This is a genomic window from Streptomyces sp. NPDC029151, from assembly GCF_055564315.1.
This window is the reverse complement of the sequence record NZ_JBVHWQ010000004.1, coordinates 111,702-131,556: the sequence shown is the minus strand read 5'-3', so window position 1 is coordinate 131,556 and position 19,855 is coordinate 111,702. Positions and strand designations below refer to the sequence as shown.

Annotated in this window: 18 protein-coding genes; 6 read left to right on the top strand and 12 right to left on the bottom strand. The window is 71.8% G+C overall.

Annotated features, from left to right (window positions below; translation table 11 throughout):
- Positions 1 to 2 precede the first annotated feature (2 nt).
- A complete protein-coding gene (locus ACZ4VF_RS17110; protein ID WP_467926728.1) occupies positions 3 to 557 on the bottom strand; it encodes a peroxiredoxin in 555 nt (184 codons plus the stop codon).
- Between the two features lie 139 nt (positions 558 to 696).
- Here ACZ4VF_RS17110 and ACZ4VF_RS17105 point away from each other — a divergent pair, with 139 nt between their 5' ends.
- On the top strand, positions 697 to 1,638 hold the full coding sequence (locus tag ACZ4VF_RS17105) for a LysR substrate-binding domain-containing protein (RefSeq protein ID WP_467927355.1): 942 nt from the start codon (positions 697 to 699) through the stop codon (positions 1,636 to 1,638).
- A gap of 114 nt (positions 1,639 to 1,752) precedes the next feature.
- On the opposite strand, the gene ACZ4VF_RS17100 is transcribed toward ACZ4VF_RS17105, so the two are convergent.
- The 6 genes from ACZ4VF_RS17100 to ACZ4VF_RS17075 all read right to left on the bottom strand — a co-directional run bounded on the left by ACZ4VF_RS17100 (position 1,753) and on the right by ACZ4VF_RS17075 (position 6,965).
- Positions 1,753 to 2,139 (bottom strand): hypothetical protein, encoded by a 387-nt coding sequence (locus ACZ4VF_RS17100; protein WP_467926727.1) that lies wholly within the window; start codon positions 2,137 to 2,139, stop codon positions 1,753 to 1,755.
- Positions 2,140 to 2,174: 35 nt separating this feature from the next.
- On the bottom strand, positions 2,175 to 4,505 hold the full coding sequence (locus ACZ4VF_RS17095) for an ABC transporter permease (RefSeq protein ID WP_467926725.1): 2,331 nt from the start codon (positions 4,503 to 4,505) through the stop codon (positions 2,175 to 2,177).
- Positions 4,502 to 5,191 (bottom strand): ABC transporter ATP-binding protein, encoded by a 690-nt coding sequence (locus tag ACZ4VF_RS17090; protein ID WP_467926724.1) that lies wholly within the window; start codon positions 5,189 to 5,191, stop codon positions 4,502 to 4,504. The genes ACZ4VF_RS17095 and ACZ4VF_RS17090 overlap by 4 nt, the downstream gene beginning before the upstream one ends.
- Positions 5,188 to 5,712, bottom strand: a complete 525-nt coding sequence (locus ACZ4VF_RS17085; RefSeq protein ID WP_189301913.1) for a PadR family transcriptional regulator — start codon at positions 5,710 to 5,712, stop codon at positions 5,188 to 5,190. Before ACZ4VF_RS17085 ends, ACZ4VF_RS17090 begins: the two co-directional genes overlap by 4 nt.
- A 93-nt stretch (positions 5,713 to 5,805) precedes the next feature.
- Complete coding sequence (locus ACZ4VF_RS17080) at positions 5,806 to 6,057, bottom strand: type II toxin-antitoxin system antitoxin (RefSeq protein ID WP_467926722.1); 252 nt, start codon at positions 6,055 to 6,057, stop codon at positions 5,806 to 5,808.
- Complete coding sequence (locus ACZ4VF_RS17075) at positions 6,054 to 6,965, bottom strand: SPFH domain-containing protein (protein ID WP_467926721.1); 912 nt, start codon at positions 6,963 to 6,965, stop codon at positions 6,054 to 6,056. The genes ACZ4VF_RS17080 and ACZ4VF_RS17075 overlap by 4 nt, the downstream gene beginning before the upstream one ends.
- 238 nt (positions 6,966 to 7,203) lie before the next feature.
- On the opposite strand from ACZ4VF_RS17075, the gene ACZ4VF_RS17070 reads away from it, so the two are divergent.
- Positions 7,204 to 9,528, top strand: a complete 2,325-nt coding sequence (locus ACZ4VF_RS17070) for a transglycosylase domain-containing protein (RefSeq protein WP_467926720.1) — start codon at positions 7,204 to 7,206, stop codon at positions 9,526 to 9,528.
- A 63-nt stretch (positions 9,529 to 9,591) separates the two neighbouring features.
- On the opposite strand, the gene ACZ4VF_RS17065 is transcribed toward ACZ4VF_RS17070, so the two are convergent.
- The 3 genes from ACZ4VF_RS17065 to ACZ4VF_RS17055 all read right to left on the bottom strand — a co-directional run bounded on the left by ACZ4VF_RS17065 (position 9,592) and on the right by ACZ4VF_RS17055 (position 14,125).
- Positions 9,592 to 11,697, bottom strand: a complete 2,106-nt coding sequence (locus ACZ4VF_RS17065) for an ATP-binding SpoIIE family protein phosphatase (protein WP_467926718.1) — start codon at positions 11,695 to 11,697, stop codon at positions 9,592 to 9,594.
- Between the two features lie 268 nt (positions 11,698 to 11,965).
- Positions 11,966 to 12,655 carry a cytidylyl-2-hydroxypropylphosphonate hydrolase gene (gene fomD, locus ACZ4VF_RS17060; protein ID WP_467926717.1) on the bottom strand — a complete coding sequence of 230 codons (690 nt, stop codon included), beginning with the start codon at positions 12,653 to 12,655 and terminating at the stop codon, positions 11,966 to 11,968.
- Between the two features lie 84 nt (positions 12,656 to 12,739).
- Complete coding sequence (locus ACZ4VF_RS17055) at positions 12,740 to 14,125, bottom strand: class II fumarate hydratase (RefSeq protein ID WP_467926716.1); 1,386 nt, start codon at positions 14,123 to 14,125, stop codon at positions 12,740 to 12,742.
- A gap of 277 nt (positions 14,126 to 14,402) precedes the next feature.
- Here ACZ4VF_RS17055 and ACZ4VF_RS17050 point away from each other — a divergent pair, with 277 nt between their 5' ends.
- Positions 14,403 to 14,780, top strand: a complete 378-nt coding sequence (locus tag ACZ4VF_RS17050; protein WP_467926714.1) for a hypothetical protein — start codon at positions 14,403 to 14,405, stop codon at positions 14,778 to 14,780.
- A 75-nt stretch (positions 14,781 to 14,855) separates the two neighbouring features.
- Here ACZ4VF_RS17050 and ACZ4VF_RS17045 read toward each other — a convergent pair whose 3' ends face one another.
- On the bottom strand, positions 14,856 to 16,550 hold the full coding sequence (locus ACZ4VF_RS17045; RefSeq protein WP_467926713.1) for a fumarate hydratase: 1,695 nt from the start codon (positions 16,548 to 16,550) through the stop codon (positions 14,856 to 14,858).
- Between the two features lie 145 nt (positions 16,551 to 16,695).
- Between ACZ4VF_RS17045 and ACZ4VF_RS17040 the strand changes: the two genes are divergently transcribed.
- Positions 16,696 to 17,385, top strand: a complete 690-nt coding sequence (locus tag ACZ4VF_RS17040) for a DUF1707 SHOCT-like domain-containing protein (protein WP_467926712.1) — start codon at positions 16,696 to 16,698, stop codon at positions 17,383 to 17,385.
- Positions 17,386 to 17,527: 142 nt separating this feature from the next.
- Positions 17,528 to 17,902 carry a WhiB family transcriptional regulator gene (locus ACZ4VF_RS17035; protein ID WP_467926711.1) on the top strand — a complete coding sequence of 125 codons (375 nt, stop codon included), beginning with the start codon at positions 17,528 to 17,530 and terminating at the stop codon, positions 17,900 to 17,902.
- A gap of 94 nt (positions 17,903 to 17,996) precedes the next feature.
- On the opposite strand, the gene glpX is transcribed toward ACZ4VF_RS17035, so the two are convergent.
- Entirely contained in the window at positions 17,997 to 19,031 is a 1,035-nt protein-coding gene (gene glpX / locus ACZ4VF_RS17030) for a class II fructose-bisphosphatase (protein ID WP_189301935.1), read from the bottom strand.
- Between the two features lie 128 nt (positions 19,032 to 19,159).
- Between glpX and ACZ4VF_RS17025 the strand changes: the two genes are divergently transcribed.
- On the top strand, positions 19,160 to 19,687 hold the full coding sequence (locus ACZ4VF_RS17025) for a DUF4245 domain-containing protein (protein WP_467926709.1): 528 nt from the start codon (positions 19,160 to 19,162) through the stop codon (positions 19,685 to 19,687).
- Positions 19,688 to 19,855 lie beyond the last annotated feature (168 nt).

Sequence of the window (19,855 nt, the reverse complement as noted above, 5' to 3'; positions counted from 1 at the left end):
GGTCACTCACCAGCCAGCAGCGCGACCGGGTCGAGGGTGTCCTCGCCCTTGCTCCAGTTGCACGGGCACAGCTCGTCGGTCTGCAGGGCGTCGAGGACCCGCAGGACCTCCTTGGGGTTGCGGCCCACGGAACCGGCGGTGACCATCGTGAACTGGATCTCGTGGTTCGGGTCGACGATGAAGACGGCGCGCTGGGCGTAGCCGTCCTCGCCCTCGATGCCGAGGTCGCGCATCAGCTCGTGCTTCGGGTCCGCCATCATCGGGAACGGCAGGTCGGTCAGGTCCGGGTGGTCCTTGCGCCAGGCGTGGTGCACGAACTCGGAGTCACCGGAGAAGCCGAGGATCTGGGCGTCGCGGTCGGCGAACTCGTCGTTCAGCTTCCCGAACGCGGCGATCTCGGTCGGGCACACGAACGTGAAGTCCTTGGGCCAGGCGAAGACCACGAGCCACTTGCCCTCGTAGGACTTGTGGTTGAGCTGCTCGAACTCCTTGCCCTTCTCCAGCGAGACGCAGGCGGTCAGGTCGAACTCGGGGAACTTGTCACCGACAGTGAGCACACGCTCTCCTTGCAGCGAAGAAAGACCCCTTTTGGGGATCTTTCCCATGGGTTGGACTCTGACGATGTTGGCACAGGGTGCATTGATTAGGGAAATAGCTACACTCGGTCGTGTTGATCGGAGGGAGCTATCAGTGACCATGAGTAACGGCAAGCGGAGGCAGCCGAGCCTGTCGCAGCTGCGTGCCTTCGCCGCCGTGGCCGAGCACCTGCACTTCCGCGACGCGGCGGCGGCCATCGGGATGAGCCAGCCCGCCCTGTCCGGCGCGGTCTCGGCGCTGGAGGAGACCCTCGGCGTGACCCTCCTCGAGCGTACGACCCGCAAGGTGCTGCTCTCGACCGCGGGGGAGCGGCTGGCCGTACGCGCCAAGGCGGTGCTGGACGCGGTCGGCGCGCTGCTGGAGGAGGCCGAGGCGGTGCGGGCGCCCTTCACGGGCGTCCTGCGTCTCGGTGTGATCCCCACCGTCGCGCCGTACCTGTTGCCGGCCGTCCTGCGGCTCGTCCACGAACGCTACCCGCACCTCGACCTCCAGGTGCACGAGGAGCAGACCGCCAGCCTGATCGACGGGCTGAACTCCGGCCGGCTCGACCTGTTGCTGCTGGCCGTGCCGCTCGGCGTGCCCGGCGTGGTGGAACTCCCCCTCTTCGACGAGGACTTCGTGCTCGTCACCCCGCTCGACCACTGGCTCGGCGGCCGGGAGGGCATCCCGCGCGAGGCGCTGAAGGAGCTGAACCTGCTGCTCCTGGACGAGGGGCACTGCCTGCGCGACCAGGCCCTGGACATCTGCCGGGAGGCCGGGCGCGAGGACGCGCCGGTCACCACGACCGCCGCCGGCCTGTCCACCCTGGTCCAGCTGGTGGCCGGCGGCCTCGGCTGCACGCTGCTGCCGCGCACCGCGCTCAAGCTGGAGACCGCCCGCAGCAGCCAGCTGCTCACCGGCTACTTCGCCGACCCCGCCCCCAGCCGCCGCGTCGCCTTCGCGATGCGCTCCGGAGCGGCCCGGGCCGCGGAGTACGAGGAGCTGGCGGGGGCCTTGCGGGACGCGCTGCGCGCGTTGCCGGTGCGGGTCCTGGACCGCTGAGGCCGTCCGCCTCGGGCGGCTCCCTCGGCGGCGGCCCGCGCACGTCGTCCGGCGGGGGCGGCCGGTGCCCGTCCCCGACGCCCCGTCCGGGCGCCGGGCCCGGTGGCCGGCCGGTCAGCCGGGCTGGTTCCGCGGCGGCGGGCCGGTGACGCCGGACCGGGGCACGGCCAGGGCGACGCAGACCACCCGTTCCTCGTCCTCGCAGGGGTCCCAGGTGGCCGGGTCGGCCAGGACGGACGGGACGTCGGCCGCGGGGACCTCGGTCGCGTCCGGGAGGTACGCCCAGCCCTCGGCCCGGGTGAGCCGGACCAGGCCGGACCGGTGCCACTGGGTGATGAGGGAGACGAAGCGCGAGACGTGGCGCCGCCACTCCGCCTCGTCCTCGGTGTCCGCCCGGTCGGCCGGCACGGACCACAGGGGCGAACCCTCGACCGCGTTGACGAACAGACAGTACTCGTCGTCGTCCCAGACCGCCGCCGGCTCCCGTGCCGCAGATCCCATGTGCTTCCTCTTTCCCGTCCCGTGTACAGCCCTGCCTATTCCGTCCGCAGCCCCTCCGGGCGCATCAGCCGTACCAGCGGCGGCAGGCTCAGCAGCGTCACCGTGAGGACGACCGCCGCGCCGGCGCCGGTCAGGGCCAGCACGCTCGGCCAGTCGACGGTCACCGCGGTGTCCGTCATCTTCAGCAGGACCGTGCCCAGGGTCAGGCCCACCGCCATGGCCAGCAGCAGGCCGAGCGCGATCGGCACCGCCGTCTGCCACAGCACCGACAGCCCCAGGGTGCGGCGCCGGGTGCCGAAGGCGACCAGCGAGGACAGCAGCTTGCGCCGTTCGCGCAACTGCTCCAGCTGGGAGACCAGCAGGCTCGCCCCGATCAGCGCCAGGACACAGACCGCGCCGACGAACAGGCCGGTGCGCAGGGAGGTGAACTTCGTGGCCTGCTGGGTCGAGGTCCAGTGCCAGGCGTTGGCGAGGTGGTCCACCCGGGCGGCCGTGGTGCGCACGTGTTCGTCCGCGTCCGGCACCGACAGGTCGAGGCGGACGTAGACCTGGTGGTACAGCGTCGGCCAGGCCTTGGCGGGCAGTGCGGACGGGGTGAGCAGCAGGCCGGAGGTCTGCTGGAGCGCGTCCTTGCGGGCGGTGGCGTGCCGCAGGCCGGCCGGGATCGTCCAGGGGATCTGCCTGCCGGGGTCGCCCCCCGAGTACGTGGGGTCCAGGAAGCCGTGCCGGCCCGGCCGCCTGAAGGCCCGCATGGCGGCGTCGTCGTCCTTGCCGGGCAGGGCGAACACGTCCCCGTCCCGGCAGGACGGCAGGTGGGCCAGCTCGCGCAGCGCGGTGCAGTCACCCACGGTGATCCCCGCGGTGGTCGCCGGGTCGAGCCGCTTGTCGCCGAGTCCTCCGCTGGAGATCGCGACCGACGCCCGGACGCCCTGGGTGCGGGCGAACTCGCGGGCCGCCACCGCCACCCGGGACCGGTCCGACAGGTCGATCTCCATCGAGGCCCGCTGCGGGTCACGACCGGTGTCCTTGGTGTACTGGCCCGACACGCCCGCGAACAGCATCTGCAGCGCGATCGCCCCGGCCACCGCCACCGCGATGCCGTTGACCATGCGGGCCGCCGTGCCGCTGCTCAACTGGAGCCGGCGCACGGCCAGCTGCCAGGAGAGCCCGCCCGCGCCGAGCCGGGCGACGACCGCCTCGACCAGCCAGGGCAGCAGCGCGGTGACGCCGACCAGGAGCAGCAGCACGCCACCGATGACCAGGTACTGGTTGAAGTCGCCGTGGCTGCGGCCGTTGCCGATCATCGGGTACAGCATCCCGAGGCCCGCCAGCGGCAGCAGCAGGCGCCACCACAGGCGCCGCCGGGCCGGCTTGGCCGTCCGGACCACGCCGAGCGGCTCCACCACCACCCCGCGCATCGCGAGCAGCGTCACCAGTACCGCGGCGGCCGGAACCGCCACCGCGACCAGCGCGGCCAGTGCGGGGGAGGGGTCCAGATAGCTCGGGAAGACGCTCTCGCCGAGCACCTCCACCGAGCCCGCCACCTGGCGTCCGATCAGGAAGAAGACCGTACCGACGACCAGTCCGAGCAGTGCCCCGGCCAGCGCCTCGCCGGCGGCGATCCGGCGGGTCATCCTGCTGTCGGAGCCCACCAGGCGCAGCGCGGCCAGCCGGCGGTCGCGCCGCTCGCCGCCGAACCGCACGGCCGCGGCGATGAACACGGCGACCGGGGTCAGCAGGGCGACGAACACCACCAGTGTCATCAGGATGAGCACCGGGTCGGCCCGCTCGGTCGTCGGATGCGGGTCGCCGAACGCGGCCAGCCGCACCACACGCGAGCTGCTCTTGGTCGCCACCAGGGTGTCGGCGCCCGCGTAGTAGGTCAGCTCCCGCGAGCCGACCAGTCCGGCCTCGCCGATCGTGCCGGTGATCCGGTCCGGGATCCGCTCCCGCAGCAGCTTCGCCCCGTCCGAGGCGAGCAGCTCCTTCAGCGCGGGCGAGACCACCATCTCGCCCTTCTTCGGGAAGTGGTCGATGCCGGGCGGCAGCGGCGCCCGCGCGCCCTCGGGCTGGAGCAGCCGGCCCCGGATGTCCTTGCCGTGCCACTCGCTGTCGGCCATGCCGACGAGCACGGTGTGGTCGCTCCGCGGCGGCGTGGACGCGCCGTAGGTGAGGTCCTGCCGTGCCGCGCCCCGCTGGTCCCGCGCCGCCAGCACGTTCGGCAGCGCCGTGGTGAGCAGCAGCAGCGTCACGCCCAGGCCGACGCCGACCGCCGTGAGCACCATCCGGACCCAGCCCTCGCGCCCGCCGGTGAAGGCGAACCGGATGCCGAGGGCGAGGTCCCGGGACCACTGTCTGATCTTCATATGGCCCGCTCCATGTCGCGGGACCTGCCGTCGCGTACGACGATCTCCCGGTCGGAGTAGGCGGCCACCCGGGCCTCGTGGGTGACGAGGACGACGGCGGCGTTGGTGGAGCGGGCCGCGTCGGTCAGCAGCTCCATCACGCGTTCGCCGTTGAGGGAGTCGAGCGCGCCGGTCGGCTCGTCGGCGAACACCACCCGGGGTTCGGTGACCAGCGCCCGCGCCACGGCGACCCGCTGGCCCTGGCCGCCGGAGACCTCGCCGGGCCGCTTGCCCTTGAGGTCGTCCACCTCCAGCCGCTCCATCCAGGCCAGCGCGGCGCGCTCGGCCTCCTTGCGGGGGCGGCCGTTCAGCCGGAGCGGCAGCGCCACGTTCTCCACGCAGGTCAGCTCCGGGACCAGCTGGCCGAACTGGAACACGAAGCCGAACTCGCTGCGGCGCAGCGCGCTGCGCTCGGTGTCGCTCATGCCGGCCAGTTCCCGGCCGGCGTAGGTGATGGAGCCGGAGTCGGGCGGCACGATGCCGGCGAGGCAGTGCAGCAGCGTCGACTTGCCGGAGCCGGAGGGGCCCATCACGGCGACGACCTCGCCGGGGTGGATGGAGAACTCGGCGCCGTCGAGCGCGACCGTGGGGCCGTAGGACTTGCGCAGGTTCTCGGCGGCGAGCAGGGAGCCGGGGGGAGGGGTCATCGGGCCACCGCCTCACGGAGCTTGTCGAGGCGTGCGGCGGTCAGCTCCAGCCAGCGCAGGTCCGCCTCCAGGTGGAACAGGGCGTGGTCGCAGATCAGCTGGTCCGCGAGGTCGCCCTTGCGCTTGCGGTCGGTCAGGATCCGCATGCTGCGCAGGTGTTCGGCGCGCTGCGTGTCGAGGATGTCGGACGCGTCCCGATGGGTGAGGAGCGCGAGGACGACCTTGGTGTACAGGGTCGACTGGAGGTACTCCTCCGGCTTCTCCGGGGTGGCGAGCCAGCGCTCGACGTCGGTGACGCCGGCGTCGGTGATCGCGTACCGCTTGCGTTCGGGGCCGCCGCCCGCCTCGATCCCGTCGACTTCCACGAGGCCGTGCTTCAGCAGCCGGGACATCGTGGAGTAGACCTGGCCGTAGTGCAGCGGCCGGTCGTGACCGAACTTCTCGTCGAAGGCCCGCTTGAGGTCGTAGCCGTGGCGCGGGCCGGACTCCAGGAGCCCTAGGAGGGTGTGACCGATGGACATGGCAGCACTCTACACACGGTGTATACGCACGATGTATACGCGGAGTGTGCAGAGCATGGCCGCCGGTAGGGCCCCGCAGGTGGGGGCCGATTGTCACGGTTCTGGCACAGGCGGTGGGGGCGGGCCCGGCGGGCGTCCCCGCCGCGGCAGCGGCCCCGTGTCCCCCGGCAGGCGGCCCGCCTCCGCCAGCGCCCTGCGCAGCAGGAACTCGATCTGGGCGTTGGCCGAGCGCAGCTCGTCCCCGGCCCAGCGGGCCAGTGCCTCGTACACCGCCGGGTCCAGCCGCAGCAGCACCTGTTTGCGCTGCTGCGGCCGGCGCTTCGGGGTCTCCGAAGGGTCGGTCACTGGTAGAGGGTCCCGGTGTTGAGGACCGGCTGCGGGGCGCGGTCCCCGCACAGCACCACCATCAGGTTCGACACCATCGCCGCCTTCCGTTCCTCGTCCAGCTCCACGATGTCCGCTTCCGCGATCCGGGCCAGCGCCGCCTCGACCATCCCGACGGCACCGTCCACGATCTGCCGCCGGGCCGCGACGACCGCCCCCGCCTGCTGCCGCTGGAGCATCGCCGAGGCGATCTCGGGAGCGTACGCGAGGTGCGTGAAGCGCGACTCGACGATCTGCACACCGGCCGCCTCGACCCGCACCTGGAGTTCCGTGGCCAGCTTCTCGGTGATCTCCTCGGCGTTGCCGCGCAGCGAGAGGCCGTCCTCCTCGTGGGCGTCGTAGGGGTACTCGATCGCGATGTGCCGTACGGCCGTCTCGGTCTGCGTGGCGACGAACTCGGCGAAGTCGTCCACCTCGAAGGTGGCCTGCGCGGTGTCCCGGACCTTCCAGACGACGACCGCGGCCAGCTCGATCGGGTTGCCGTAGGCGTCGTTGACCTTCAGGACGGCGGTCTCGTGGTTGCGCACCCGGGTGGAGATCCTGGTCCGCGAGGTGAAGGGGTTCACCCAGCGCAGGCCGTCCTGCCGGATCGTGCCCCGGTAGCGGCCGAAGAGCTGGACGACCCGGGCCTCGCCGGGCGCGACCGTGTTCAGGCCGCGCAGGGAGACCAGGGACGCGAGCAGGACGACGACACCGGCGGCGACGAGTCCGCCCTCGGCGCCGGGCGAGTGGGTCGCCCCGGAGGTCCCGAACAGCACGACCGAGGCGCCGAGCCCGATCAGGCCGAGCAGCAGGGCGAGTCCGCCGCCGATGCTGTGGGCGGTGAACTCGCGCACGCGCGGAGCAGGCATCTCGGGTATGTCGGACATGGGTGTTCCCCCCGTTCTCGTGGCGCCCGGCGGACGCCTGGTGGAAGCATAGCGCGATCCTAGCTAAGTGATATCACTTTTTCTGGTCGAGCAACCCTGCGCCGGTGATTGCCGTCGGTTCCGGTGGGGTGGGTGCTGATTGTCACGTCCGTAAAAGAACGGATCGGGCGCCCTTTGTCATATAGAGGGGTGTTAGCTTTCGGAGCTGACCCCGAGACGGAAGCGAGCGTAGGGACCGATGGGACGAGCGGAAGAGAGACGAGCGCGACAGCGCGGTGGCCGCCGCGCGGCGCCCAAGCGCCGCCGCCCCGAACCCGCGGCCGGCGGCACGTCCGCACCCGCGGCGGGCGGCAAGCCCAAGAGCCTCATACGCCGGATGTTCACGTGGAAGAAGATCCTCGGGACCTTCTTCGGGGTGTGCCTGCTGGGCATCCTGGGCTTCATCGGCCTGTACCTCTACGTGGACGTCCCCCAGGGCAACGCCGCCGCCCAGCAGCAGAGCAACGTCTACAAGTTCAGCGACGGAACGATTCTGGCCCGCAACGGCAAGGTCAACCGCGAGATCGTCGACCTGTCCAAGGTCCCCCGCAAGGTCCAGCTGACCTTCGTCGCCGCCGAGAACAAGAGCTTCTACCACGACTCCGGCGTCGACTTCCGCGGCACCGCCCGCGGCCTGATCAACACGGCGCTCGGCCGCGGCAAGCAGGGCGGCTCCACGATCACCCAGCAGTACGTCAAGAACTTCTACCTCAACCAGGACCAGACCGTCACGCGCAAGCTGAAGGAACTGGTCATCTCGCTGAAGGTGGACCGCGAGAAGTCCAAGGACGACATCCTCGCCGGCTACATCAACACCAGCTACTACGGCCGCAACGCCTACGGCATCCAGGCCGCCGCCCAGGCCTACTACCACGTCGACGCCGAGGACCTCAGCGTCGCGCAGGGCGCCTACCTCGCCGCGCTGCTCCAGGCACCGAGCCAGTACGACTGGGCGGTGGCGAGCAAGACCGGCAAGCACCTGGTCAGGCAGCGCTGGAACTACGTCCTGGACAACATGGTCGAGGAAGGGTGGCTCCCCAAGTCCAAGCGCGACGCCCTGCACTTCCCCTACCCCAAGGAGCCCAAGGGCGCCCCCGGCCTCGGCGGGCAGAAGGGCTACCTGGTCGAACTCGCCAACCAGCAGCTGGAGCAGCGGCTCATGGCGCAGGAGGGCCTGACCCAGTCCCAGGCGGAGAACGCCGTGGTCGACAAGGGCTGGACCATCACCCTGAACATCGACCGGAAGAAACAGGCCGCGCTGGAGAAGACCGTCAAGGCCCAGCTCACCAGCAAGCTCGACGCGAAGAAGCGCAAGGTCGACGGCGACATCCAGGCCGGCGCCGTCTCCGTCGACCCCCGGACGGGCAAGGTCGTCGCGCTGTACGGCGGCCAGGACTACTACCGCCACTACTTCGACAACGCCACCCGCCGGGACTACCAGCCCGCCTCCACCTTCAAGCCGGTGATCCTCGCCGCCGCGCTGGAGCAGAACGCCACCACGCAGGACGGCAAGCCCATCACGGCGAGCACCCTCTACGACGGCACCAGCCGCCGCCCGGTCGTCGACCACGGCGCCAAGGTCGGCTTCGCCCCGCCGAACGAGGACGACGCCAACTACGACGACATCACCGTCCAGGAGGCCATGAACAAGTCCGTCAACTCCGTCTTCGCGCAGATGGGCGTGGACGTCGGGATGAGCAAGGTCATGAGCACGGCGAACCAGCTCGGCATGGACACCAAGGGCATGCAGGCCGTGCCCGCCCAGACCCTCGGCTCCATGGGCGCCAGCCCCCTGGAGATGGCCGGGATCTACGCCACCTTCGCCAACCACGGCTACAAGGTCACCCCGACCATCCTGAAGTCGGCCGAGAACAAGGGCCGCTCGGTGGAGGTGCCGAACCCGGTCGGCGGCTCGGTGATCAGCCGTACCGCCGCCGACACGGTCACCTCCGTGCTCACCGGCGTGGTGGACGACGGCACGGCCAGTGAGTCCGTGGCGAGGAACCCGCTGCGCGGCGGCCAGCAGGTGGCGGGCAAGACCGGTACCTCCGACGAGAACAAGTCGGCCTGGTTCACCGGCTACACGCCGACCCTCGTCACCTCCGTCGGCCTGTTCGGCGAGGACCCGAAGACCAAGGCCCACGTGTCCATGAAGGGCGCCACCGGCCTGCTCCCGCCGCCCGGCCGGATCAACGGCGGCGGCTACCCGGCGAAGATCTGGGCCGCGTACACCTTCGGCGTCACCCACAAGGCCGCGTTCGACCTGAACACCACGCAGGGCGCGGCCGTCGAGCCGACCGAGACGCCGACGTTCACGCACACCCCGACCCAGACGCCGTCGCAGACGCCGAGCAGCAGTGCGCCGCCCACGTCGCAGTCCCCGTCCCAGACGCCGTCCCAGACCCCGTCGCAGACGCCCTCGCAGACCCCGTCCCAGACGCCGTCCCGCACGCCCACCACCGGAACGCCGACGGCGCCCACCACGGAGGACCCGCTCGACCCCGAGGGCGACCTCACCCCGTAGGCGCAGAGCGGAAAGGGCGCCCGGAGCCAGTGCTCCGGGCGCCCTTCGCGTCACCGGGGGACGTCAGCCCCGGTTCAGCTCGAACCACACCACCTTGCCGGTGCTCAGCCGGGTCGCGCCCCAGCGCCGGGCCAGCTTGTTGACCAGGTACAGGCCGCGCCCGCCCTCGTCCGTGGCCCGCGCCTGCCGCAGCCGCGGCAGCTGCGGCACGTCGTCGCCGACCTCGCAGCGCAGCACGTCGGTCCGCAGCAGCCGCAGCGTCACCGGCCGGGACGCGTACCGCACGGCGTTCGTCACGACCTCGCTGACCAGCAACTCCACCGAGTCCGTCAGCTCCTCCAGGTCCCAGCGGGCGAGCGCCTGCCGGGCCATCCGGCGGGCCTGGCCCGGGGCGGAGTCCTCCGGCTCCAGCGTCCAGTAGGCGACATCGCTCGGCGCGATCCCGTCGAACCGGGCGGCGAGCAGCGCGATGTCGTCGTCCCGGTCCCCCGGGCCGAGCATGTCCAGCACCTCGTCGCACAGCGCTTCCAGCGGCGGCGGATGGTCCGGGCCGGTCAGCTGCGCGGTCGCGGCCAGCTTCTCCCGCAGCTGCTCTATACCGGTCCACACGTCCCGCAGCCGCGACTCCACCAGACCGTCGGTGTACAGCAGCAGGGTGCCCCCGGCGGGCGCGTCCAGCTCGACCGCCTCGAAGTCGACCCCGCCGACGCCGATCGGCGCGCCCGGCGGCACCCGCAGCACCTCGGCCCGGCCGCCCAGGTGCAGCAGCACGGGCGGCGGATGGCCGGCGTTGGCGATCGTGATGCGGTGCGTCACCGGGTCGTACACCGCGTACAGGCAGGTCGCCATGCGGTCCGTGCCCAGGCGCTGGGCCTGCTCGTCCAGGTGGTGCAGCACCTCCTGCGGCGGCAGGTCGAGGCCGGCCAGCGTCTGGGCCGTCGTCCGCAGCTGGCCCATGATGGCCGCCGAGGTCATCGAGTGGCCCATCACGTCGCCGACGACCAGCGCGACCCGGCTGCCGGGCAGCGGGATCGCGTCGTACCAGTCGCCGCCGACCCGCGCGGTCTCCGCCGCCGGCAGGTAGCGGGAGGCCAGCCGGACGCCGGTCGGGCGGGGCAGGGTCTCGGGCAGCATGGTGCGCTGCAGCTCGTCGGCGATGTACGCCTCCCGGCCGTACAGCACCGCCTTGTCGATGCCGAGCGCGCTGTGCGTGGCCAGCTGCGCGGCGACCAGCAGATCGTCCCCGTCGAACGCGAGCCGGTCCGGGCGGCGCAGGAACAGGGCCGCACCGATCACCCGGCGCCGCCCGCGCAGCGGCGCCAGGATCGCCCGCTGCCCGCCGGGTACGACCGCCTCACCGCCCTCGCCGAGCAGCTCCGGCAGCGCGGCGCGGGCGGCGGGCGCGTCGGCGAACACCGGCCGCACCCCGCGCAGCACCTCGTTCAGCGCTCCGCCCGGCCGCACCTCGCACAGCTCGGTGGTGAGCGACGACAGGTCCGACAGCACGGACGGCTCCGGTTCCGGTTCGAACGCCGGCGGCAGCAGGACGCCGTCGGTGTCCCGCTCCTGGGGGATCCGGTCGGTGCGGCGCAGCCGCAGCACCACCGGCCCGCTCGGCCGCTCGTCGCCGACCGGCAGCGGCTCGCGCAGGTACACCAGGATCGCGTCGGAGAACGTCGGCACGGTGGCCCGGCACAGCCCCATCACGATCTCGTCCAGGTCGAGCCCGCGGGCGATCCGCCGGGTGGCCGCGCCCACGAACCTCAGCCGGTCCCCGTCACGTCGCATGGGCATCGGCCGCCCGGGCGGCAGACCCCGCCCGGTACGGCGCTCCGGACCGCCCGGCGTCCGCTCCTGGTCGGCGCCGGGCTGGGCCGGGATGGCCTCCGGCGCGGGGCGCGGGCGGTGGGCGCCGGGTTCGGCGGCGGAGGGCTGGGAGTGCTCGGGGCCGTTGACGGGTAGCTCCTTCCCGTTGCCGTCCGTTCCCTTGCCGCAGGACGTGGCCGTGCCGGCGCCGGAGGACGGTCCGTCGGCCCGGGCCTGCGCGGGTAAGCCGGAGGTGCCGAGCTGTTGCGCGGCCTGTTTCTGGGTACGCAGGAGCGCCCCGCGGGCCTCCGCGGGGTCCACGCCCGACTGCGGGCGTTCGAAGGAGGTGGGCTGCTCCGTCACGCGTGTCGCATCCATCCGTCCGGGGCTGAGCGCCGGGTACGCCGGGCGCCCAGTTGGTCCCGCCGACATGCCGATACCCGCAATACGTGCCCCGGGAACGGAATTCCCGCGGGGTCGGCCTTCGTGGTCGTGCCCTGGTACCCCTCGTTCACGTCCTGCCGCCCCTCGATGACGATCGGTCAAGCCCGGCGCATGCCCCGGAAGTTGCCTTGGTGTGCCCTTGCGGAGGACGATCCTACGTTTCTTGCCCTGGGGCACATCAAGGGTCTCATGAGGACATGTGCGCGGGGGTGCGGTCCCAGTCCTCGGGGAGAGAAGGTACCGCCCAGGACGGGTCCGGGCGCCAGTGCGGCCAGCCGTCCGCGAACGGGGCACCCCACTCCCGGATCACCTCCACCGCCTCCCGGCCGGCCGCCCGCACCCGCTCGGCGGTCGCCGCGTCCATCAGCCCGTCCCGCTGGGCCTGCGCGAACTCGTCCTCGTCCCGCCAGTGCCAACTGCGGTCCGGATGCACCGAGATGTCCAGGAAGTGGTCCACGGAGTCCACCCCGCCCGACCAACGGACCAGCGGCTGCTCCAGGTTGACGTACCAGTTCTTGAACCGCCATCCCGGCTCCCAGAACAGCCACACCGACCAGGGCCGGCCGGGCTGGGCCACCTTCAGCACACCGGTGCCGAACCAGCGGTCCCGCTGGACCGTACGCGGCTTGGTGTAACGGGACTCCAGCGGCTCCAGGTGCACGGGCGTCCCGTCGGCCAGCACCGGCTTCACGCACTCGGTGCCGGGGGCGAGCCACACCGCCAGCAGCTCCGCGTCGTCGCGTACGACGGTGACGGGCCGGGCGATGTGGACGTGTTCGCCGCCGTTCTCCCGGTAGCGCCACAGGATCTGCGTGCCCGGGGTCCAGTACGCCACCGGCCCCGCCGTCACTCGTGTCATCGCTCCGTCGTCCGTCATGCACAGATATTAGGTGCCGCGGGCATACGACGCTGCGGTGCACGTCACGGTGGTCCGGCGGTGGCCGGAAAGGTTCGCCGCCGGTTACGGGCGTGTCATCCGCAGGACATCCAGCGCCTCGTCGAGCTGCTCCAGCGTCAGGTCGCCGCGCTCCACGTACCCGCTCTCCAGGACGACTTCACGGATCGTCTTCCGCTCGGCGAGGGACTTCTTGGCCACCTTCGCGGCCTCCTCGTACCCGATGTACTTGTTCAGCGGGGTCACCACGGACGGGGACGACTCGGCGTACTCGCGGGCGCGTTCCCGGTCGGCGGTGATGCCGTCGATCGTCCGGTCGGCCAGCAGCCGCGAGGCGCCCGCGAGCAACCGCACCGACTCCAGCACGTTCTTGGCGATGACCGGGAGCATGACGTTCAGTTCGAAGTTGCCGGCCGCACCGGCGGTGGTGATGGTCGCGTCGTTGCCGATGACCTGGGCGGCGACCATCAGCACGGCCTCCGGGACCACCGGGTTGACCTTGCCCGGCATGATCGAGGAGCCGGGCTGCAGGTCGGGCAGCCGGATCTCGGCGAGGCCGGTGCGCGGCCCGGAGGACATCCAGCGCAGATCGTTGGCGATCTTCGTCAGGCCGACCGCGATGGTCCGCAGCTGCCCGCTGGTCTCCACGATGCCGTCCCGGGCGCCCTGCGCCTCGAAGTGGTCGCGGGCCTCGGTCAGCGGCAGCCCGGTGGCCCGGGCGACCTCCTCGATGACGGCGGCGGAGAACCCGGGCGGTGTGTTGATGCCGGTGCCCACCGCGGTGCCGCCCAGCGGCAGCTCGGCGAGCCGCGGAAGGGAGGCCTTCAGCCGCTCTACCCCGTACCGCACCTGGGCCGCGTACCCCCCGAACTCCTGCCCCAGCGTCACCGGGGTGGCGTCCATCAGATGGGTCCGCCCCGACTTCACCACGTCCGCGAACTCCTCGGACTTGCGCTCCAGGGCGGCGGCGAGGTGCTCCAGGGCCGGGATCAGGTCGTGGGTGACGGCCCCGGTGGCTGCGATGTGGATCGAGGACGGGAAGACGTCGTTGGAGGACTGCGAGGCGTTGACGTGGTCGTTGGGGTGCACGTCCCGGCCCAGCCGCTCGGTGGCGAGGGTGGCGATGACCTCGTTGGTGTTCATGTTGGACGAGGTGCCGGAACCCGTCTGGAACACGTCCACCGGGAAGTGGTCGTCCCACTTGCCCGCGGCGACCTCGCCGGCGGCCTCCTGGATCGCCTCCGCGACGTCCTTGTCCAGCACGCCCAGCCCGGCGTTGACCTTCGCCGCCGCCGCCTTGATCCGGGCCAGTGCCTCGATGTGGGCCCGCTCGATGCGCTGCCCGGAGATCGGGAAGTTCTCCACCGCGCGCTGCGTCTGCGCCCGCCACTTGGCGTGGGCCGGGACCCGGACCTCGCCCATCGAGTCGTGTTCGATGCGGTATTCGCTCATGCCGGGTACAGCGATCCGCGCGCCGGGGATGTTCCGCACGCCGGACCGTACGGGTGGGGGCGGGGCCGTACGGGTGCGGGCCGGGGCCGTACGGGCGGAGGCGGGGCCCCCACGGGTGCGGGCCGGCCGCCCGGCTGCTGCATCGGCATGACCGCGTCACCGGGTCGGGGGAGTGCGTCCCCGGCCGCCGCGCCGGGCGCCCGGGACCGGGGTGACGATCGGCTCAAGGTGACGTGGCGACTCCCGGCCGTCACCACAGCTGGCAGGAGGACAACCGATGAACCCCACTCTCAAGCGCCTGCTCGGCGTCGGCGCGGCCGCGGCCACGGGCGCCGCGGCCCTGCTCGGCACCGGCGCCGGCGCGGCCGACGCCGCCGGCCGCGCGCATCACGCGTCCTGCGAACGCTCCGTACGGGCCGTGTGGACCGGCGGCGACCCCAGCCGCAACATGACCGCCCACGGCTGCGACCTGCCGGACGACGGGCGGCGCTGGTACACCGTCGAGGTCGACACCCTCGTGGAGCCCCACTACCGGACGGACTACCTGGACGGAGGCGTCGACCGGACCGAGACCACGCATGACAGGACCATCAGGTGCATGGGCTACCTCTCCGACGGCGACACCGTGGACTGGTTCGGCTGCGTCCCTCACTGACCGTTACCGATCGCTGCCGACCGCTGCTGACCGCCCTCCGGGGCGGGGTCCGCGCGACGGACCCCGCCCGGCCGGTCAGGCCAGCCCGGGACCGCGCACCGGGATGGTGGTGAACGTCGGCTGCGGGGCCGGGTCCTGGAAGAAGTCGTTGCCCTTGTCGTCCACCACGACGAACGCGGGGAAGTCCTCGACCTCGATCTTCCAGACCGCCTCCATGCCCAGCTCCTCGTACTCCAGGACCTCCACCTTCTTGATGCAGTCCTGGGCGAGCCGGGCGGCCGGACCGCCGATGGAGCCGAGGTAGAAGCCGCCGTGGGCGTGGCACGCGTCGGTGACCTGCTTGCTGCGGTTGCCCTTGGCGAGCATCACCTTGGAGCCGCCCGCCGCCTGGAACTGCTCCACGTAGGAGTCCATGCGGCCGGCCGTGGTCGGGCCGAAGGAACCGGAGGCGTACCCCTCAGGGGTCTTCGCCGGACCGGCGTAGTACACCGGGTGGTCCTTCAGGTACTGCGGCATCTCCTCGCCCGCGTCCAGCCGTTCCTTGATCTTGGCGTGCGCGATGTCGCGGGCCACGACCAGCGGACCGGTCAGCGACAGCCGCGTCTTGACCGGGTACTTGGTCAGCTCGGCGAGGATCGTGTCCATCGGCTGGTTGAGGTCGATCCTGACGACGTCGCCGGCCTCGTCGAGGTGCTCGTCCGTCGTCTCCGGCAGGAACCGCGCCGGGTCGGTCTCCAGCTGCTCCAGGAAGACGCCCTCGGCGGTGATCTTCGCGACGGCCTGGCGGTCGGCCGAGCAGGACACGGCGATGGCGACCGGGCAGGACGCGCCGTGCCGCGGCAGCCGGACCACGCGGACGTCGTGGCAGAAGTACTTGCCGCCGAACTGCGCGCCGATGCCGATCTTCTGGGTCAGCTCGAAGACCTTCTCCTCCAGCTCCTTGTCCCGGAAGCCGTGCCCGAGCGGCGAGCCCTCGGTCGGGGCGTTGTCCAGGTAGTGCGCGGAGGCGTACTTCGCGGTCTTGAGGGCGTACTCGGCGCTCGTGCCGCCGACGACGATCGCCAGGTGGTACGGCGGGCAGGCGGCCGTACCGAGCGAACGGATCTTCTCCTCCAGGAACTTCATCATGGAGGCCTCGTTCAGGACGGCCTTGGTCTCCTGGTACAGGAAGGACTTGTTGGCCGAGCCGCCGCCCTTCGCCATGAACAGGAACTTGTAGGCGCCGCCGTCGGTGGCGTACAGCTCGATCTGCGCGGGCAGGTTGGAGCCGGTGTTCCTCTCCTCCCACATGGTGAGCGGAGCCATCTGCGAGTAGCGCAGGTTCAGCCTGGTGTAGGCATCGTGGATGCCGTGGGAGAGGTGCTTCTCGTCCTCGCCGGCCGTGAGCACGTTCTGGCCGCGCTTGCCCATGACGATCGCCGTGCCGGTGTCCTGGCACATCGGCAGCACGCCCGCGGCCGCGATGTTGGCGTTCTTCAGCAGGTCCAGCGCGACGAACTTGTCGTTGCCCGACGCCTCGGGGTCGTCGATGATGCGGCGCAGCTGCGCGAGGTGGGCCGGGCGCAGGTAGTGCTGGATGTCGTGGATGGCCTCCTCGGCCAGCTTGCGCAGCGCTTCCGGCTCGACCTTGAGGAACGTCCGTCCGCCAGGCCCCTCGACCGTGGAGACGCCCTCGGAGGTCACCAGCCGGTACGGGGTGGTGTCCTCGCCCTGGGGGAGCAGATCGGTGTAAACGAACGCTGGGCGGGTTGGGGGGGGACTACTCGGCATCTCAGCCCATTCCTCACTCTGACGGACGGCGGCCCGCCGACGCTGGCGGGCCCGTCCAGCCTAGAACCTGCCGCCGACGGCGAACCTGTGAGGTAAGGCTCAGTCGGGGGTGTCGCGATCTATCGTGTGTGGGTACGCTGCCGAGGTGGACCTTCACAAGCAGAGCGCACCCACGCCGCCGGCCGAACTGCGGGCCTCCGACGCCGACCGTGACCGGATCGCCGACATCCTCCGCGAGGCCCTCGCCGAGGGCCGGCTGACCGCCGAGGAGCACGCCGAGCGCGTGGCCGGGGCGCTGGCCGCCAAGACGGTGGGGGAGCTGGAGGTCCTCATCCGCGACCTGCCCGCCGCCCACCGGGGCCCGGCCGCCCCCGCCTACACGCCCGTCCCGCCCCGCCCCACGCCGGGCGCGGTCCCGGCGGAGGCGGACGCCAACGTGGTGGCGGTGTTCAGCAGCGCCGTGCGCCGGGGCCGCTGGCGGGCCGGGCGCCGGCTGCACGCGTACGCGGTCTTCGGCAGTGTCGAGATCGACCTCAGCGAGGCGATCTTCGAATACCGGCAGGTGGTCATCAAGGCGGTCTCCGTCTTCGGCGACGTCCAGATCCGCGTCCCGGAGAACATCTCGCTGCGCGGCACCGGCGGCGGGGTGCTCGGCAACTTCGAGGTGAGCCCGCTGGACTCGGTCGACGGCGACGCGCCGGTGGTCTACGTCGACGGCTGGGCCGTCCTCGGCAACGTGGAGGCGCGGCCCAAGCGGGGCAGGCGCGTGGCGGACATCCTGGACCGGGTCCAGGACAAGGTCGACCGCAAGCTCCGCAGACACCTGGGGCACTGACGGCGCCGACCGCGCCGGCGGCCGGGGGCGTGAAGGGGGCGCCGCGCGCCGGAGGCCGGGAACTCTGTGCATAGGCCCGCGCACAGCGGGTAGGCCTTGCTGCATCGTCTCTCGCTCGCGAAGCCGTCGTCAGGAGTAGACCGTGCTGCAACCGCCGCGTTCGTCCCTGCAGGTCGCTGCCGTTCCGGCCCAGCGGGTGCCGGCGCGAGACAGGGACCAAGACGCCCCCTGGCACACCGAGGCGGTGTGCCGGCGCGACGAGGCCGGCCTGTTCTTCGCCCCGTCGAAGGAACCGACCGCCGCCCGGCTCTCCCGTGAGGAGGCGGCGAAGCGTGTCTGCGCCCGCTGCCCGGTCATGGTCGAGTGCCGCGAACACGCCCTGCTGCAGCCCGAGCCCTACGGCGTCTGGGGCGGCCTCACCGCGGCCGAACGCCGGGTGGTCCTGGCGAGGCGCCGTCGCAGGGACCTCGAACTGAAGAAGGCGGCACGGGCGGCGGCGGACCGCATGGCGGGCTGAACCACGTGACGAAGAAGCGCCCTCTCCGCACAGAGGGCGCTTCCCCACGTGGGGGCGCGGGGGCCGTGTTCCAGGGGCCCCCTCCCCACGGACGCTACTTGGCCCGGTCGAAGTCGATCGCGCTGTAGGCCCGCAGCTTGCTGAGCCGGTGCTCGGAGAAGATCTTCCGGACCGTCCCCGACTTGGAGCGCATCACGATCGACTCGGTGAGCGCGGTCTCGGACCGGTACCGGACGCCCCGCAGCAGTTCGCCGTCGGTGATGCCGGTCGCGACGAAGAACACGTTCTCCCCGGAGACCAGGTCGTCCGTCGTGAGCACCCGGTCCAGATCGTGCCCGGCGTCGATGGCCCGCTGCCGCTCCGCGTCGTCCTTGGGCCACAGCTTGCCCTGGATGGTTCCGCCCAGGCACTTCACCGCGCAGGCCGAGATGATGCCCTCCGGCGTGCCGCCGATGCCGAGCAGCAGGTCGACGCCGGTGCCCTCGCGCAGCGCGTACACCGAGCCGGCCACGTCGCCGTCGGAGATCAGCTTGATGCGCGCGCCGGCCTCCCGGACCTCCCGGATCAGGCCCTCGTGCCGCGGGCGGTCCAGGATGACGACGGTGACGTCCTCCGGCGAGGACCTCTTGGCCTTGGCGATCCGGCGGATGTTCACCGCCACCGGCGCGTTGATGTCGACGAAGTCCGCCGCCTCGGGGCCGGTGACCAGCTTGTCCATGTAGAACACCGCGGACGGGTCGAACATCGCGCCGCGCTCGGCGGCGGCGAGGACGGCGATCGCGTTCGGCATGCCCTTGGCGGTCAGCGTGGTGCCGTCGATCGGGTCGACGGCGATGTCCACCTCCGGACCGGTGCCGTCGCCCACGTGCTCCCCGTTGAAGAGCATCGGGGCCTCGTCCTTCTCGCCCTCGCCGATGACGACCACGCCGTTCATCGACACGGTGGAGACGAGGGTCCGCATGGCGCGCACCGCGGCACCGTCGGCGCCGTTCTTGTCACCGCGCCCCACCCAGCGGCCCGCGGCCATCGCGGCGGCTTCGGTCACCCGGACGAGTTCCAGGGCGAGGTTGCGGTCGGGAGCTTCGGAGGGAACGTCAAGCTCGGACGGCAGGTGATGATTTTCGGTCATCGGAGCGCACCTTTCTGATACGACGACGGCCGGATGAGGGTATTGGACCCTGACTCTATCGTCGGGCAGACAAAATGAGCAGGGGACCCCACGGATGAGCGCATGGGGCACCTGCGACGATAGGGGGCGTGGCAGGTTCGAACGGCAAGCAGAAGACGGCCCGGGACATGGTGATCTCCCTGGCCCTGATCGGCATCGCGGCGTTGGTCGTCTACTTCCTCGCCATCCCGCACGACGATCACTCTCCCGACCTCAAGCGGGTCGACTACCGGGTCGAGCTGCTCACGGCCCGCCGCGCGGCGAGCTACCCGGTGGCTGCGCCGGAGGGCCTGCCGAGTACCTGGAAGGCGACCTCCGTACGCTTCCAGGGCGAGAATTCCGACCGCTGGCACCTCGGCTTCCAGACCCCGGACGGCCAGTACGTGCAGGTCGAGCAGTCCACGCAGAAGCCCTCCGACTTCATCGACCAGGCCAGCCAGGGCGGCTCGGCGACGAAGCGGACCGAGACGATCGACGGCCGCACCTGGACCCGCTGGACCGGCGGCCGGTACGACGCCCTGGTCCTCGACGGCACGCCCGGCTCCACGACGGTGGTCGCCGGCACCGGCTCCTTCGAGGAGCTGCGGACGTTGGCGGCGGCGCTGAAGATGCAGTGAGTCCCGTGGTGAGCCTCGGCCGAGGTGCACCGCCTGCGACCGCGGGGGGGGGGGGAAAGGGGGGGGGGGGGGGGGGGGTGGGGTTTGGGGGGGGGGGGGGGGGGGGGGGGGAGGGGGGGGTGGGGGGGGGGGTTGGGGGGGGGGTGAGTAGGTGGAAAGGTGGGTAAG